This is a genomic window from Niallia alba, from assembly GCF_012933555.1.
Lineage (GTDB): Bacteria > Bacillota > Bacilli > Bacillales > Cytobacillaceae > Niallia > Niallia alba.
The window spans coordinates 3,207,940-3,223,722 of record NZ_JABBPK010000001.1 but is presented as its reverse complement, the minus strand read 5'-3'; the positions used below and the strand labels follow the sequence as shown (position 1 = coordinate 3,223,722).

Below are 15,783 nucleotides of genomic sequence, written 5' to 3'. Positions count from 1 at the left end.
AGTGCTAATATTTGAATGATTTCTTGTTTGCATCACAAGCAGATAAGACTTGTTATCATCCTAAATTGTTTCCTTCTATAACCTATAAACATGAATGAAAAAGGGATGTGGTGGATGGATGCTACACCCCTTTTTCCATCCTGTATAAGGAGTTTTTATAAATGGAATCACGTTATTTAACGGTACATGCTTTGACGAAATACATAAAAAGAAAATTTGATGCCGATCCTCATCTGCACGAAGTCATGGTGAAAGGGGAAATATCCAACTTTAAGCAGCATTCAAGTGGTCACATGTATTTTACCTTAAAAGATGAGAAAGCCAGGATTTTAGCCGTTATGTTTGCGCGTCATAACCAGCAAATGAAATTCACGCCAGAAAATGGGATGAAAGTACTTGTTAAAGCAAGTATTACTGTTTATGAATCAAGCGGACAGTATCAAATGTATGTGAATGAAATGCAGCCAGACGGTATTGGACAATTGTATCTTGCCTATGAGCAGTTGAGAGCGAAACTAGAGCAAGAAGGCTTGTTTCTGCCAGAACATAAGAAAATAATTCCGCGATATCCAAAAACAATTGGTGTAATTACCTCGCCTACTGGTGCGGCTATTAGAGATATTATTACGACAATTAAAAGACGATACCCAATCGCTAAAATTATGATTTATCCGGCGTTAGTTCAAGGAGAAACGGCGGCTCCTTCCATTGTAAAGGCTATTCAACAAGCAAATGAGCAGGAGTCACCGATAATTGATGTTCTCATTGTAGGGAGAGGCGGCGGTTCCATTGAGGAATTATGGGCTTTTAACGAAGAAATCGTTGCCAGAGCCATTCACACTTCAACTATTCCTGTTATATCTGCTGTCGGTCATGAAACAGATTTTACTATTGCTGATTTTGTTGCAGACATGCGGGCGCCGACTCCAACTGGTGCAGCTGAATTAGCCGTACCTCATATTGATGAACTCGTGGAACGGATTTTGACAAGACAAAGTCGGTTAATTAGGGGCATAAAAGAAAAGGTGGAATTACAGAAACTACGCTTAAACAGAATTCAACGTTCCTATGCTTTTCGTTATCCTAAGGTTTTATATGATCAGAAATTGGAGCAGTTAGATAAACAGACAGAGTTGCTAATCCGTAATGTACAAAGAGTTTTTGATCAGAAGAACAATCAACATCAATCAATCCAAAAGCAATTACTAAGAAATCATCCTGATCAATATATAAAGAAAGCGCACCACGATTTAGCTAACTTACAAAAAAATATGATCCGCAATACAGAGCTCATACTTCAGGCAAAAAGGCAGTCTTTTCTTTCGATAATAGGTAAGATGGATGCATTAAGTCCGTTAAAGATAATGGAAAGAGGTTATAATGTAGCATATGATAGTAATGGAAAGTTAATAGCCACCATTAAACAAGTGCAAGCAAAAGATCAGATTGAATTGAATTTAGCTGATGGTATTATAGAGGCGGAAATTATTGCGGTAAAGGAGAGGTAGAATTTGGCAACCAATTCGGAAAAAAAGCCATCTTTTGAAGAAGCGATGGAAGAATTAGAAAGAATCGTTGAAAAATTAGAAGAAGGAGATGTTCCATTAGAAGAAGCGATTAATACGTATAAAAAAGGAATGGAACTTTCTAAATACTGCCATGAAAAATTGAAAAATGTCGAAGAACAATTAGCTGAAGTTGTTCTAGAAAATGGAAAAAAACAACCTTTTTCTATTGCTGAGGAGGACTAACGCTTGAATAATATCTCTTTGTCAGCTTTTACAAAAAAGTATAAAGATCTTTTAGAAAAAGAATTAAAGCAAAATGTAGAAAAACTTGTTGCTCCTTCTAACCTAAAAGATTCCATGCTGTACTCACTGAATGCAGGTGGAAAAAGAATTCGCCCATTGCTTTTATTTGCAACTATTCAATCGTATGGAAAAGATCCATTTAAAGGGTTATTACCTGCAACTGCAATTGAAATGATCCATACATACTCCTTAATTCATGATGATTTACCAAGCATGGATGATGATGATTTACGGAGAGGATTACCGACAAATCATAAAGTATATGGAGAGGCAACAGCAATCCTAGCAGGAGATGCACTTCTTACCTATAGTTTTCAAATTATGACACGGATGACGCAGGAAAATATTCCTTCTGATCTTATTCTTACTACTATTAACCTGTTAGCAGAAGCAGCAGGAGCTGAAGGAATGGTAGGTGGACAGGTTGCTGATATAGAAGGAGAAAATAAAGCGCTAAATCAGCGAGAACTTGAACAGATTCATCTACATAAGACAGGAAAGCTATTAGAGGTAAGTATCATAATTGGTGCAATATTAGCAGGTGCTACAAGCAAGGAAATAGAGACATTAAAGCAATTTGCTTATCATTTAGGGTTAGCCTTCCAAATTAGAGATGATATTCTAGATTTAGAGGGTGATGAAGCTGTCATTGGAAAACCGATTGGCAGTGATATGGATAATCACAAAAGTACTTATCCGAAAATCCTGACAATGGGTGGAGCAAAAAAAGAATTAGATCTACATATTAAAGGAGCAAAAGATCTACTTAGGAGCTTAAACTTAGATAGCGCAATCTTAGAAGAGATTACAAATCTAATTGCATATAGAAATAATTAATAATAACTTTATTTAACCGTTTAAAAGCTTTTTAATGATGGTATATAATAGTATTAAGTTTCTTTAGGAAGCAATAAAGTGAAAATTCCATCAGTGGGGGTTTTCCTTCATTGATGGTTAGTTGAACCAATCGGACCTTTACGGACAGTTGATCTCCCACCTATCTTCCTCGTATTCTCATAAAAAAAGAGGGGGGAGTCTTACTGTCCGTTAAGAGTGGGATAAAAATATAGAAGAACATATCAGGGTGTCTCAATCATATTTGACAGCACTCGTGCATTTTATAAAACAAAGCATTTATAAAAGTGTATGAGTGCTGTTCCACTTTGAGGCATCCTTTTTTTGAGCGCTAAAAGCCCTACTGTTCTTACTATGTAGAATTACTACTATTATCTGTGAAGGAATGGTATAATACATATTTAAATACAAGTATAAATTAGGTTTTTTAATAAAAATAAGGTATTCTAATATAAAATACAATCTTAGATGAAAAGAAATAGTTAAACGGAAGGAAGATATACCAATCTAGTCGCACATTCATCGCTATTTTTGGTTATATACTGAATGAAAGTGAGTTGTTACCTTATGGATTTAATGTCAATTGAAAATCCAGCATTTTTAAAGGGGTTGTCTGATGAGGAACTAAAGAGCCTCAGTGAAGAAATCCGTCACTTTTTAATTAATAAGCTTTCTCTAACTGGCGGTCATATTGGTCCTAACTTAGGGGTAGTGGAATTAACGATTGCCCTTCATAAAAGCTTTGATAGCCCAAAGGATAAATTTATTTGGGATGTAGGCCATCAATCCTATGTACACAAAATTTTAACAGGTCGTGCAAAAGATTTTGATACCCTTAGACAATACAAAGGATTAAGTGGGTTTCCAAAAATGAATGAAAGTGAGCATGATGTCTGGGAAACCGGTCATAGCTCTACTTCCTTATCTGCTGCAATGGGGATGGCCGTAGCTCGGGATATCAAAAAAGAAGATTCCTATATTGTTCCAATAATCGGAGATGGCGCATTAACAGGTGGAATGGCTCTTGAAGCATTAAACCATATCGGTGATGAAAAGAAAAATATGATTGTTATCCTCAATGATAATGAAATGTCGATTGCACCGAATGTGGGAGCTCTTCATCAAGTATTAGGCAGATTAAGAACGGCTGGAAAATACCAATGGGTAAAAGATGAATTGGAAATGCTTTTGAAGAAAATTCCAGCAGTCGGTGGAAAGATGGCTTCTACTGCGGAAAGAATTAAAGATAGCCTAAAATATTTATTGGTATCCGGTGTGTTTTTTGAAGAGTTAGGTTTTACTTATCTAGGTCCAGTAGATGGACATGATTTTGATGACTTATTCGAACAAATAAACTATGCAAAGAAAACTTCCGGCCCAGTTTTATTGCACGTCATTACGAAAAAAGGAAAAGGATTTTCTCCTGCAGAAAAAGATAAAATTGGAACATGGCACGGAACTGGTCCATATAAGATTGAAACAGGTGATTTTGTCAAACCAACGATTACTGCACCTGCGTGGAGTAAACTCGTAAGTGATACCGTTTTAAAATTGGCTAGATCAGATAAACGAATTGTGGCTGTTACTCCTGCAATGCCAGTTGGTTCAAAATTAGAAGCATTTGCAAAAGAATTACCAGATCGAATGTTAGATGTTGGTATAGCTGAACAGCATGCAGTTACATTAGCAGCAGGACTCGCTACACAAAAGATGAAGCCATTTTTAGCAATCTATTCTACTTTTTTGCAAAGAGCGTATGATCAGGTACTTCATGATGTATGCCGTCAAAGATTAAATGTGTTTATTGGGATTGATCGAGCAGGCTTAGTAGGAGCAGACGGGGAAACGCATCAAGGAATTTATGATATTGCGTTTTTACGACATATGCCAAACCTAGTATTGATGATGCCAAAGGACGAAAACGAAGGACAGCATATGGTAAATACAGCAATAGAGTATAATGATGGACCGATTGCTATGCGTTTTCCTCGTGGCAATGGGATAGGAGTTAAGCTTGATCCTACTTTAAAAACGATTCCAATTGGTACATGGGAAGTACTGAGAGAGGGAACAGATGCAGCAATCCTTACGTTTGGAACGACAATTGAAATGGCGATGGAAGCAGCAAATCAACTCGAATCACAGGGAATCCATGTAAAAGTAGTTAATGCCAGATTTATTAAACCGCTAGATGAAAAAATGCTTACAGACTTATTGCAAAAACAAATACCAATTTTGACAATTGAAGAAGCTGTTCTGCAAGGTGGTTTTGGAAGTTATTGTTTAGAATATGCACATGATCATGGGTTTGGTGCAAATGTGATTGATCGCATGGGAATCCCAGATGAATTTATTGAGCATGGAGATGTGAACTCTTTATTAAGTGAAATTAAATTAACTAAAGAGGAAGTTGTAAATAGAATTTTAGCCATTGCCAGAAAAAAACAAAAGAGGGCTTAGATTATTCATGAAGAAAGAAAGAATTGATGTATTATTAGTGGAACAAGGCTTATTCGACACAAGGGAGAAGGCAAAACGAGCTGTTATGGCTGGAATTGTCTACTGTGAGGAGAATAGACTAGATAAACCAGGTGAAAAAATTAGCGCAGATTCAAAGCTGTCTGTAAAAGGAAAAACGCTACAGTATGTATCCAGAGGCGGACTGAAGCTTGAAAAGGCGCTGAAAGCATTTGATGTCGATATGAAAGAAAAAGTATTACTAGATATTGGATCCTCTACTGGTGGATTTACTGATTGTGCGCTCCAAAATGGAGCAAAACAATCCTATGCGCTAGATGTGGGTTATAATCAGTTGGCTTGGAAACTTAGACAAGATGAGCGCGTCATTGTAATGGAAAGAACCAATTTTCGTTACGTAACTCCCGCGGATTTAAAAGGGGAAATGCCTACCATAGCGTCTATAGATGTTTCTTTTATATCATTAAAACTGATACTACCAGTATTAAAAACACTGTTAGTATCAGGCAGTGATATCATTGCACTAGTAAAACCTCAATTTGAAGCAGGCAGAGAACAGGTTGGGAAAAAAGGAATTGTCAGAGACCGAAAAGTCCATGAATCTGTATTAGAAATGATTATCGATTTTTCTATTAAAGAGGGATATATCGTTAAAAATCTGTCTTTTTCTCCCATAACAGGTGGGGATGGAAATATTGAGTTTTTACTACATCTTCATTGGGATGAACGTGGAGAGCAATCAACACATTTTTATCAAATAAAAGAGACTGTAGAAGCTGCACATTCCGAATTGAAAGCAAAAAAGGAAACGGAAGAATAAGCTAATGGTAAAAGGGTTTGACTGCATCAAGGGATCTATTAGTCAATGTGCTAGTAGTACTTCTATGCTGGCTGACCCTTTTTGGTATGTCCAAAATAGAGCGAAAATAGTTGCAGAAGTAATTTGTTTTCTTTGTTCTTGTAAAAAGGCGAACAAACACGGTAAAATAAAATAGAAGGAAAATGTCTAAAAAAATCGAATGAACGATTAAAAGGAAACAAATACTTTGGATAAAAAGTTGTACATATTGAATAAAAATGATAACCACTATAAAGGATGGAATATATGAATAAGGGTCAAAGGCATATAAAAATAAGAGAAATCATTACCAATAATGATATAGAAACACAAGACGAATTAGTCGATGAGTTGAAAAGTGCCGGATACAATGTAACACAAGCTACTGTATCAAGAGATATTAAAGAATTGCATTTAGTTAAAGTGCCGCTTCAAGATGGTAGATACAAATATAGCTTACCAGCTGATCAACGCTTTAATCCGTTACAAAAATTAAAAAGAATGTTAATGGACTCATTTGTAAAAATCGATTCAGCTGAAAATTTACTTGTCCTAAAATCTTTGCCAGGAAATGCTCAAGCAATTGGGGCATTAATAGATAATCTAGACTGGGATGAAATATTAGGAACTATTTGTGGAGATGATACATGTTTAATTATTTGTCGCTCCGCAGATGACGGCAAGAAAATTAGTGATCGCTTTCTTGATATGCTGTAATATGGGGGGACAATAATTGCTAAGTGAATTATCGATTAAAAATTTCGCAATCATAGATAGTCTATCCATTTCTTTTAAAAAGGGACTTTCTGTGCTTACAGGTGAAACTGGTGCGGGAAAGTCAATTATTATTGATGCTATAAATTTATTAGTTGGTGGTCGTGGTTCAGCTGAATTTGTTCGTCATGGGGAAGAAAAGGCGGAAATTGAGGGGCTATTTTATATTGAAGATGGTCATCCATGCTTTCGGAAAATGGATGAATTTGGCATAGATATAGACGAAGGCACTATTGTGTTAAGAAGAGATATTGCTTTGTCTGGCAAAAGTGTTTGTCGGATTAATGGGAAGCTTATCACAATTGCTGTCCTACGTGAAATAGGTTCAACCTTAATAGATATTCATGGACAGCATGAACATCAGGAATTAATGGATGAAACGAAACACTTACATTTGCTGGATACTTTTGCAATGGGAGAATTAGCCCCTGTTCTGGAAGAATACGGAGAAGTCTACCGTTCCTATAACCAAACGCAAAAAAAATTAATGAATTTAACGGAAAATGAGCAACAAATGGCTCAAAGACTAGATTTATTGCAATTTCAGTTTAATGAAATCGAAAGCGCTCATTTAAAAATAAACGAAGATGAAGAGCTAATGGAAGAAAGAAAAAAATTAAGTAATTTTGAGAAAATTTATGATAGCATCCAGACAGGTTATAACGCTCTTAGAGGAGAGCAAAAGGGCTTGGATTGGCTTGGTGAGGTAATGGGTAATATGGAAGAAGCTGCAAGCCTTGATACCGAGTACAAAGATATGGCTGAATCTGTTTCAAATAGTTATTATATTTTAGAGGATATTGCAAGACAGCTGCGAAGTGCTTTAGATTACTTGGAATACGATCCTAAAAGATTGAATGAGATTGAAACAAGGCTCAATGAAATCAATACATTAAAGCGGAAATATGGAACAACCGTAACAGATATTTTAGAGTATGCTGCTAAAATAGAAGAAGAATTAGAAACATTACAAAATAAAGAAACTCATATTGATTTATTGGAGCGTGAGCTAGCTTCTCTGAAAAAAGATCTTTTAGTGGAAGCGAAGGAATTGAATACCTTAAGAAGAAAAGCTGCTGTCCGTTTAACAGATAGTATTCATCAAGAATTAAAAGAACTTTACATGGAAAAGACCATTTTTGAGGTTAGAATCCATGCGGATGAGAACAATGTCACTAAAAAAGGAATTGATGTAGTCGAATTTTATATATCCACTAACCCAGGAGAACCGTTAAAACCACTATCGAAAATCGTTTCTGGCGGTGAATTATCGAGAATGATGCTTGCATTAAAAAGTATTTTTTCTAAACATCAAGGCGTTACATCCATTATATTTGATGAGGTAGATACTGGGGTAAGTGGAAGAGTCGCTCAAGCTATTGCTGAAAAAATTCATCATGTTTCCGTTGATTCTCAAGTGCTTTGCATATCTCACTTACCGCAAGTTGCTGCAATGGCTGATACGCATTTATTCATTGCGAAAAAAATTGAGGATGGAAGAACCTCTACCTCGGTAACGCCATTAGCACAACAAGAAAAGATAAAAGAGATTGGACGAATGATTTCTGGAACAGAAATAACGGAATTAACAAAAAAACATGCAAAAGAGCTGTTAAAATTAGCGCAAAAAGCCAAGAATAAAATATAGACACGTAAAACCTCTGTATATGTGCAGAGGTTTATTTTATTCTTTTGAATAATTGTCTAGATATACCTAACACGATAGAGATAAATTTCAAAATTTATCCAATATGGGTAGGTATTTAAAATTTTTAACAGTTATAAATGAGGCCGTAACAGGCAAACTTATAAATGTAGCCGGAGAAGTAGTGGTGAAAAGAAGCGAGGAGAGTGAAGTGAATTGAAAAGTGATATCCTTAGAAAAATAATTGGTGGGATTCTCCTTGTTTCATTAATATCGTTAGTATGTAATCAATCATTTCAAGAATATCTTCATATCCCAAAGAGCATTACATTGTTTGAAGGACAATCAGTGGCAATCAACAATAGTGAGGCGATTTCTGTGACAGCAAATGTAGCAGACGAAGATTCGGTTGTTGCATTAAGTCAAGAAAAAGGAAAACTTTCTTTGCAAGGAAAAGTTAGTGGGAAAGACGAGATGATGCTTGAGCTTGCAGGTTTTCCGATAAAAAAAGTGGATGTGAATGTTTTAAAGGATTTTAAAGTAATTCCTGGTGGCCAATCCATCGGGGTAAAACTAAATACAGTTGGCGTATTGGTGGTAGGGCACCATCAGGTTAACACCGAAGAAGGCAAGCAATCACCTGGTGAAAAAGCAGGGATTAAAGTTGGCGATATGATTGTAGAAATAAATGGAAAGAAAATCGAGAAAATGGCAGATGTAGCACCATTTGTTCAAAAAGCAGGCGAAGAAAATAAACCATTAGATTTAAAAATAAAAAGAGAGAAAGAAGAGTTTAAAACAAAGTTAATGCCGCTAAAAGAAAAAGGGGATAACGCGTTTAAATTAGGATTATATATAAGGGATTCAGCAGCAGGGATTGGAACGATGACTTTTTATCACCCAGATTCGATGAAATATGGTGCATTAGGACACGTAATATCAGATATGGATACAAAAAAACCAATTGTTGTGGATGATGGAGAAGTATTACGATCAACGGTCACAAGTATCGAAAAAGGAAGCAATGGGAATCCTGGTGAAAAATTAGCAAGATTCTCAGAAGATAAAGAAGTAATCGGGGATATTAAAACAAATAGTCCTTTTGGAATATTTGGTGAATTAAATAAAGAAATTAAAAATGGAATAATGGATAAGCCGATGCCAATTACATTATCAGACCAAGTAAAAGAAGGACCAGCACAAATATTGACGGTTGTAGATAATGATCAGGTGAAGCTATTTGATATAGAAGTGGTAAGCTCTGTTCCGCAAAAGTATCCTGCTACAAAAGGATTAGTCATTAAAGTGACAGATAAAGAATTATTAAGCAAAACAGGCGGGATTGTACAAGGAATGAGTGGTAGTCCAATCATTCAAGATGGAAAGGTTATAGGTGCAGTGACACATGTATTTGTAAATGATCCGACAAGCGGATACGGAGTGCATATTGAATGGATGTTAAATGAGGCAGGAATTGATATTTACGAAAAAGGACAAAAAGCGTCATAAATAAAAACGTAGCATGTAAAAGGATTAATCGACAATCCTTTTACATGCTACATTTTAAATGTACCTACTTTTTACATGTTTTGCATGATGAAATCTAACAAGTAGCCAACTGTAATAAATAATCCGAACATAGTATTTGTCAATCCGGTATTTTTCATGGCAATCGGTGTTTGGCTTCGATCCCCTCTAAAGCCTTTGATTGCTTCAAGGGGCTTCTTGAAACTTAGCAATACAATTAAGAGCCATGGACTGAAAATGCCAAAAGCCACGAAGATAACGATCCAAAGATAAGATAATATAAATAATGCCGCAAGGAGGTTGACTGCTTTGTTAAAGCCGATTAGAATAGCAATCGTTTTTCTGCCACCTAATGTATCCTCTTCAATGTCTCTAATATTATTTGATAAATTAATGGCGCCAATAAGAATTGCGATTGGTACAGAAATAAGGATACTTTCTTGACTGATGACACTAGTTTGAATGTAGAAAGAAATAAGGATAAAAATACATCCCATGCAGATGCCAGAAAATACTTCTCCAAATGGTGTATAGGCTATCGGTAGCGGTCCACCCGTATATAAATATCCAATAGCCATGCCCAACAAGCCGACTAATGCAATCCACCAAGAAGTATTAGAACAAATATATATACCTAAAAGCAGTGCAATAACGTATAAGGAAATGGCCATATTTAATACTAATTTCGGTTTCATTCCATGATGAACAATAGCTCCGCCTATTCCTACAGAATCTGCCGTATCTATACCCCTTATATAATCATAGTACTCATTAAATAAGTTAGTTGCTATTTGAATAATCAAACAAGCAAACATCATGGCAAAAAATAAACCCCATTTTGTTGAGGCATGAGGGAAAGATAATACTGTACCAATTGAAACGGGTACAAAAGAAGCTGTTAGCGTATGAGGCCTTGTTAGCTTCCACAGTATTTTATAAGTTGGTTTTTCTTCGTTTGTGACGTTCTCCATAAAAATATCCTTTCTATCTCTGGGAAAATGATAAAAGCACGACTACTTTATAGCTTAAGTAAAAAATGTGCTTAATGTTTAATCTGTTCTAGACAGATTTATTGGAATCAAAAATAAGTGCATCTTTTGCCCAACTTTAATAATAACGTATAAAGTAATCTTCCAACAAGAAAATATTCATAAAAAAGTCATAATTTTTTCTTCCAGAAAAAGAAGTGTTTAGGTAAATGGAAGTTAATTTTCCTATGTTCTTTTTCTTCTCTACTCGGTAATGTATAATAATAATATAAAGATTTTTCGACAAATGAGTGAAATATATCGAAATCGGTCGAAAACATGAGAAAATGAGAGAAATAATAGGGTTTTTCCTATTTTTTAAGTTTTTTTTATAAAATCAAAGGATTTTTGGTTGCTTTGTCGAAAATGTCCTTTAGAATAAAAATATAGATAAAATAGAGACATTTGGATTGAGGGAGGAAACAATCGTTGAAAAAGATAAAAGTTTGTATTGTGGATGACAATCGAGAACTAGTTGGATTATTGGAAGAGTATATAGATGCTCAAGCTGACATGGAAGTAATTGGAGTTGCACATAATGGGCAAGAGTGTCTGGAATTAATGGAACAGTTAGAACCAGATGTTATGGTTCTCGATATTATTATGCCTCATTTAGACGGTCTAGCTGTACTAGAAAGAATGCGCCAGATGAATAAACCTATGCCTAACGTGATAATGTTAACAGCTTTTGGCCAAGAGGATGTTACGAAAAAAGCCGTTGAATTAGGGGCCTCTTATTTCATTTTAAAACCGTTTGATATGGATTATTTAGCAAGCCATATTCGCCAAGTAAGCGGTAAAACAACTGGATTTGTGAGAAAGTCTTCTACTTCTTTCAAAACACACCAAGAACCAAAAACGAAGAATTTGGATGCAAGCATTACGAGTATAATTCATGAGATTGGTGTACCTGCTCATATTAAAGGCTACCTTTATTTACGCGAAGCTATTTCTATGGTTTATAATGATATTGAATTATTAGGATCGATCACAAAAGTATTGTATCCTGATATCGCCAAAAAATTTAATACAACGGCAAGCCGTGTGGAACGTGCAATTCGTCATGCAATTGAAGTAGCGTGGAGCAGAGGAAATATCGATTCCATTTCTTCCTTATTCGGCTACACGGTAAGCATGTCTAAAGCAAAACCAACAAACTCTGAGTTTATCGCGATTGTAGCAGATAAATTAAGGTTGGAACATAAGGCTTCTTGAGAGGGTTAGGAAAGTTTTCAAACATACCAAAATGACGTTTGCTGTTTTTGGTATGATTGAAATGATACCAAGAAAGCCTTTATTTAATCTTAAGAGGCAAATCTTTGAAGCGTAATTAATTGTGATAAATCCAAAATAAGGAATTTATTTTAAAAAATTGAAAAATTTATTCTTAAAGGTTTGCTTTCTGTAGATGAACCTGTTAATATTAAGGAGACTTATTTTTGTTCTTTAGAAAATAGTTGAGATTTACATATTTCTTTATTTTTTACTACGAGCAAGGATAGTAATACATTTGTGCATTAAGCACATAGGAGGAAACAAGAAATGGCTACAGGTAAAGTAAAATGGTTTAACGCAGAAAAAGGTTTTGGATTCATCGAAACAGCAGAAGGACAAGATGTATTCGTACATTTCAGCGCTATTCAAACTGAAGGTTTCAAAACTTTAGATGAAGGTCAAGAAGTAAGCTTTGACATTGAAGAAGGTCAACGCGGACCTCAAGCTGCTAACGTAGTAAAAAACTAATTTAACAAAAACGATACAGGCTCTGACATATGTTGGAGCCTGTTTTTTTATCATTTATTCCACTCTTAACGGAGAGTAAGACTCCACCCCTCAAGCTTATGAGAATACAAGGAAGCTAGGTGAGAGATCAACTGTCCATAAAGGTCTGATTGGTTCAACTAACCATCAGTGGGGGGAGGAGGGAAAACCCCCACTGATGGAAGTTTCGCTTTATTAGCAATACAAATGAATATTCTATTGCTAATAAAAGGAAGTTTTACATAAGGATGTGAATTCATATGACGAAAATATTTGCACATAGAGGTTTTTCGGCAAATTATCCTGAGAATACAATGATAGCTTTTGTAGAAGCAGAAAAGGCAAAGGCTGATGGAATAGAGATAGATATTCAAATGACTAAGGATGGGGAAATTGTTATCATCCATGACGAAAAAGTTGATCGAACGACTAACGGCTCAGGTTTTGTGCAACAATTGAGTTATAAAGAATTAAGAGCGTTAAATGCAGGACATCGATTTAAGTATAGTAATAAAGAATCTATTCCAACGTTAAGTGAGTTGTTTGAATGGATGCAGGGGAATTCAATAATCTGTAATATTGAAATGAAGAATAATAAGATTTCCTATGAGGGAATGGAAGAAAAAACAATTAATCTCATCAGACAATATGGATTTGAAAAACGGATCATTTTTTCTTCCTTTAATCATTATAGTCTCGTTCATAGTTATCGCATTGCTCCAGAAATAGAAACGGCTCCGCTATTGTCAGATGGTATCTATCAGCCATGGATTTATGCCAATGCTATAAATGCCAAAGGTTTTCATCCAAATTATAAACGATTAAACGGAGAAATAATCAGAGCTTCTGAATCGAATAATATAAAAGTAAGAGCCTACACTGTAAATAATTCGAAAACGATGAGAGCACTTATGAAGGAAGGAATATCAGCAATTATTACAGATGAGCCAATAATCGCACGAGAAATTTTAACACAGTTATAAAGAACAAAGGTCTCCCCTATCCTTCTAAGATTGAGTCAAGTTTTTGTGGGAGTTTTTTTAGCTCCCTTTTTTATAAAGTAAAACCTCTAAGTTTGTATCCGCTTTCCAATTGGTTTTGTTCTTCCAACTGTTGATTCTCTCATTTTTTAAAAACCTTTTAATCCCTGTAAGGCAAAGTGAACGGGTTTTCCAATCGCTTGATTTAAGTATGGCATGTTCTGACGCACGGTTTCTGTTACTAATTTTGTGGGTATTTTTCTTTTCGGTCGATGCTCTTTCTTTGATTTTTCCGTGGCTTTTTCCCATTTTCCATATATCGTTTGGATAGATAGATCATCCTTCAACCCAATCCACAAACGTGCCATGCTCATGACGCCTTTTTTGCTCCATGCTCTTCCATTTTTTAATCGTTTGGCTAATTGATTCATCATTGCTTCTGCACTTCCCATTGGACGATACGCTGTCGTGTCCACGCCTTTCTCCTGTAACCAACTACGGTAATCTTTTATGGTTTCCTGATGATGCGTTAAAAAGCCGAGGAAATGCGCTAGTTTTTCTTCTTCTTCTGGTGTATCCATTGTTCCTACTGCGCTATTCAACTCTAGAAGTAATGTTTCTACCTGGTAGTTTTTTAACGCTCTTTTCATGTAGCGGTATCGAGGATGGCTCTTCATTAGTTGCTTCATCGAACGAGCGACATGAAAACGGTCCATGGTGAAAAAGGCGCGTTCCCGAAAATACTCCCGACATGCCGTTATCCAGCCTGCTCCATCGCCATTAATAATAAGCAAGGTTTGGGTTGGATCATACGCATAATGATTCTGTAAGAATGTTTCAAAAGCTTCCCAAAAGGGTTCTTTTTCTTCATAGAGAAAATGCCTTTTATTTCGGAGCCTGACTCGCTTTCCGTTTTCTTTCCATCCCTCATGTACAGCGGCGAATTTCAACTCCCATCCACGCTTTTTCTTTTCTTGACTCTTCACATATAATCCATCTACTTCGACAAACAACACCTTTTGAAAAGGACGTTTTTCCTTAGCGGGAAGTACGCTTGTATGAAGAAGATGTTGCCGTAATGCTTCGTGGCTCATCGCCGAATAGCCTAAAAATTGTTCGAACGTTTCCACCGCCTTTCGATAGGAGGAACCATTTGTCGCTAATTCTAGCCCCCATTCTTCTAATAGTGGACTAAACCCTTTATTCCCTTGAAACTGTAAATAATGATCTAACAGACAAATATATTTTTTGGTTACACGATCGAAATAATAATTACGCTTCAGCTCCACTGCTCCAAACGCTGTATCTACTCGTATTTCTCGTTTATCTCGTAAAGCAAATCTTCTTTTGTCTCGTTGCTGAGCAATCTCTAGATCCCAATTTTCTAATGTTTGAACAAGGATTTCTTGAAAGGTCATTTGTAGTGTTCGAAATAAAGTTTTTTCCAATTCTTTTAATGATGGCATTTTTGTGTTACATTGATTCATGAGAGCCTCTCCTTTTCGTAGTATTCTAGTCAAACTCTACTTTACAAAAGGAAGCTCTCTTTTTTAATACTTAATTTTTTCCAGCTACCGCGCTTTCGCTTGGTGGCCTTTTTGTCTAGTTGGGGGACGAGTCCCCCAACTAGACAAAAAGGATATTTATTCTCCCACAAACATTTTACTCATACTCCTTCTAAAGCCATTAGAAAGATAGGGGAGACCTTTGTTTTTGAATTTATGAGGTTGGGATTTAACAAAATAGATACGCTGTTAAGACAAATATTCTCTCATTTAGCTAGTAAATATAGGTTGCTTTCGCATACTTTATTTTATTTGTTTTTAAATAAAATAAAGTGTAAGAACTAGTTCGTTCCATTACGCTATAGACACTTCATTTCACTTCGTTTTTAAAGGCTATTTTCTAAAACCTAATTATTTTACCAAGAAAAAAATGAAATAGATTGGAAAATGGAGCAGCCTAAATACACGTAGACTCCGGTGGGATTAGCGAGACAGCTGAGACCCTGCAGGCCAAGGGCCGAAGCGGCTCAGCGGGAGCCCCAAGGAAAGCGAAGTGTATTTAGGTTGCGGGTAAATAGCAA

At 35.8% G+C, this 15,783-nt stretch carries 13 protein-coding genes; 11 read left to right on the top strand and 2 right to left on the bottom strand.

What is annotated here, in order from left to right; translation table 11 throughout:
• The first annotated feature begins 161 nt into the window (after window positions 1-161).
• The 8 genes from xseA to spoIVB all read left to right on the top strand — a co-directional run bounded on the left by xseA (window position 162) and on the right by spoIVB (window position 9,910).
• Window positions 162-1,508, top strand: coding sequence for an exodeoxyribonuclease VII large subunit (gene xseA / locus HHU08_RS15520; RefSeq protein WP_016203267.1), 1,347 nt, complete (start codon window positions 162-164; stop codon window positions 1,506-1,508).
• A gap of 3 nt (window positions 1,509-1,511) precedes the next feature.
• Complete coding sequence (locus tag HHU08_RS15515) at window positions 1,512-1,751, top strand: exodeoxyribonuclease VII small subunit (protein ID WP_016203266.1); 240 nt, start codon at window positions 1,512-1,514, stop codon at window positions 1,749-1,751.
• Window positions 1,752-1,754: 3 nt separating this feature from the next.
• Window positions 1,755-2,648, top strand: a complete 894-nt coding sequence (locus tag HHU08_RS15510) for a polyprenyl synthetase family protein (RefSeq protein ID WP_016203265.1) — start codon at window positions 1,755-1,757, stop codon at window positions 2,646-2,648.
• 585 nt (window positions 2,649-3,233) lie between these two features.
• Complete coding sequence (gene dxs, locus HHU08_RS15505) at window positions 3,234-5,126, top strand: 1-deoxy-D-xylulose-5-phosphate synthase (protein ID WP_169188813.1); 1,893 nt, start codon at window positions 3,234-3,236, stop codon at window positions 5,124-5,126.
• A gap of 7 nt (window positions 5,127-5,133) precedes the next feature.
• Entirely contained in the window at window positions 5,134-5,964 is an 831-nt protein-coding gene (locus HHU08_RS15500; protein ID WP_040343429.1) for a TlyA family RNA methyltransferase, read from the top strand.
• Window positions 5,965-6,249: 285 nt separating this feature from the next.
• A complete protein-coding gene (gene ahrC, locus HHU08_RS15495; protein WP_016203262.1) occupies window positions 6,250-6,699 on the top strand; it encodes a transcriptional regulator AhrC/ArgR in 450 nt (149 codons plus the stop codon).
• A 16-nt stretch (window positions 6,700-6,715) separates the two neighbouring features.
• On the top strand, window positions 6,716-8,404 hold the full coding sequence (recN, locus tag HHU08_RS15490) for a DNA repair protein RecN (protein ID WP_101730850.1): 1,689 nt from the start codon (window positions 6,716-6,718) through the stop codon (window positions 8,402-8,404).
• A gap of 213 nt (window positions 8,405-8,617) precedes the next feature.
• Entirely contained in the window at window positions 8,618-9,910 is a 1,293-nt protein-coding gene (spoIVB, locus tag HHU08_RS15485) for a SpoIVB peptidase (protein WP_016203258.1), read from the top strand.
• Window positions 9,911-9,981: 71 nt separating this feature from the next.
• Here the strand turns inward: spoIVB and HHU08_RS15480 are convergent, their stop codons facing one another.
• Entirely contained in the window at window positions 9,982-10,899 is a 918-nt protein-coding gene (locus HHU08_RS15480) for a 1,4-dihydroxy-2-naphthoate polyprenyltransferase (protein WP_016203257.1), read from the bottom strand.
• 486 nt (window positions 10,900-11,385) lie between these two features.
• On the opposite strand from HHU08_RS15480, the gene spo0A reads away from it, so the two are divergent.
• From spo0A to HHU08_RS15465, 3 genes are all read left to right on the top strand, one after another.
• Complete coding sequence (spo0A, locus tag HHU08_RS15475; RefSeq protein ID WP_016203256.1) at window positions 11,386-12,171, top strand: sporulation transcription factor Spo0A; 786 nt, start codon at window positions 11,386-11,388, stop codon at window positions 12,169-12,171.
• Window positions 12,172-12,498: 327 nt separating this feature from the next.
• Window positions 12,499-12,699, top strand: coding sequence for a cold-shock protein (locus HHU08_RS15470; protein ID WP_016203255.1), 201 nt, complete (start codon window positions 12,499-12,501; stop codon window positions 12,697-12,699).
• A 278-nt stretch (window positions 12,700-12,977) separates the two neighbouring features.
• Window positions 12,978-13,700, top strand: coding sequence for a glycerophosphodiester phosphodiesterase (locus HHU08_RS15465; RefSeq protein WP_016203254.1), 723 nt, complete (start codon window positions 12,978-12,980; stop codon window positions 13,698-13,700).
• Between the two features lie 146 nt (window positions 13,701-13,846).
• Here HHU08_RS15465 and HHU08_RS15460 read toward each other — a convergent pair whose 3' ends face one another.
• On the bottom strand, window positions 13,847-15,184 hold the full coding sequence (locus HHU08_RS15460) for an ISLre2 family transposase (RefSeq protein ID WP_100525934.1): 1,338 nt from the start codon (window positions 15,182-15,184) through the stop codon (window positions 13,847-13,849).
• Window positions 15,185-15,783: the final 599 nt, after the last annotated feature.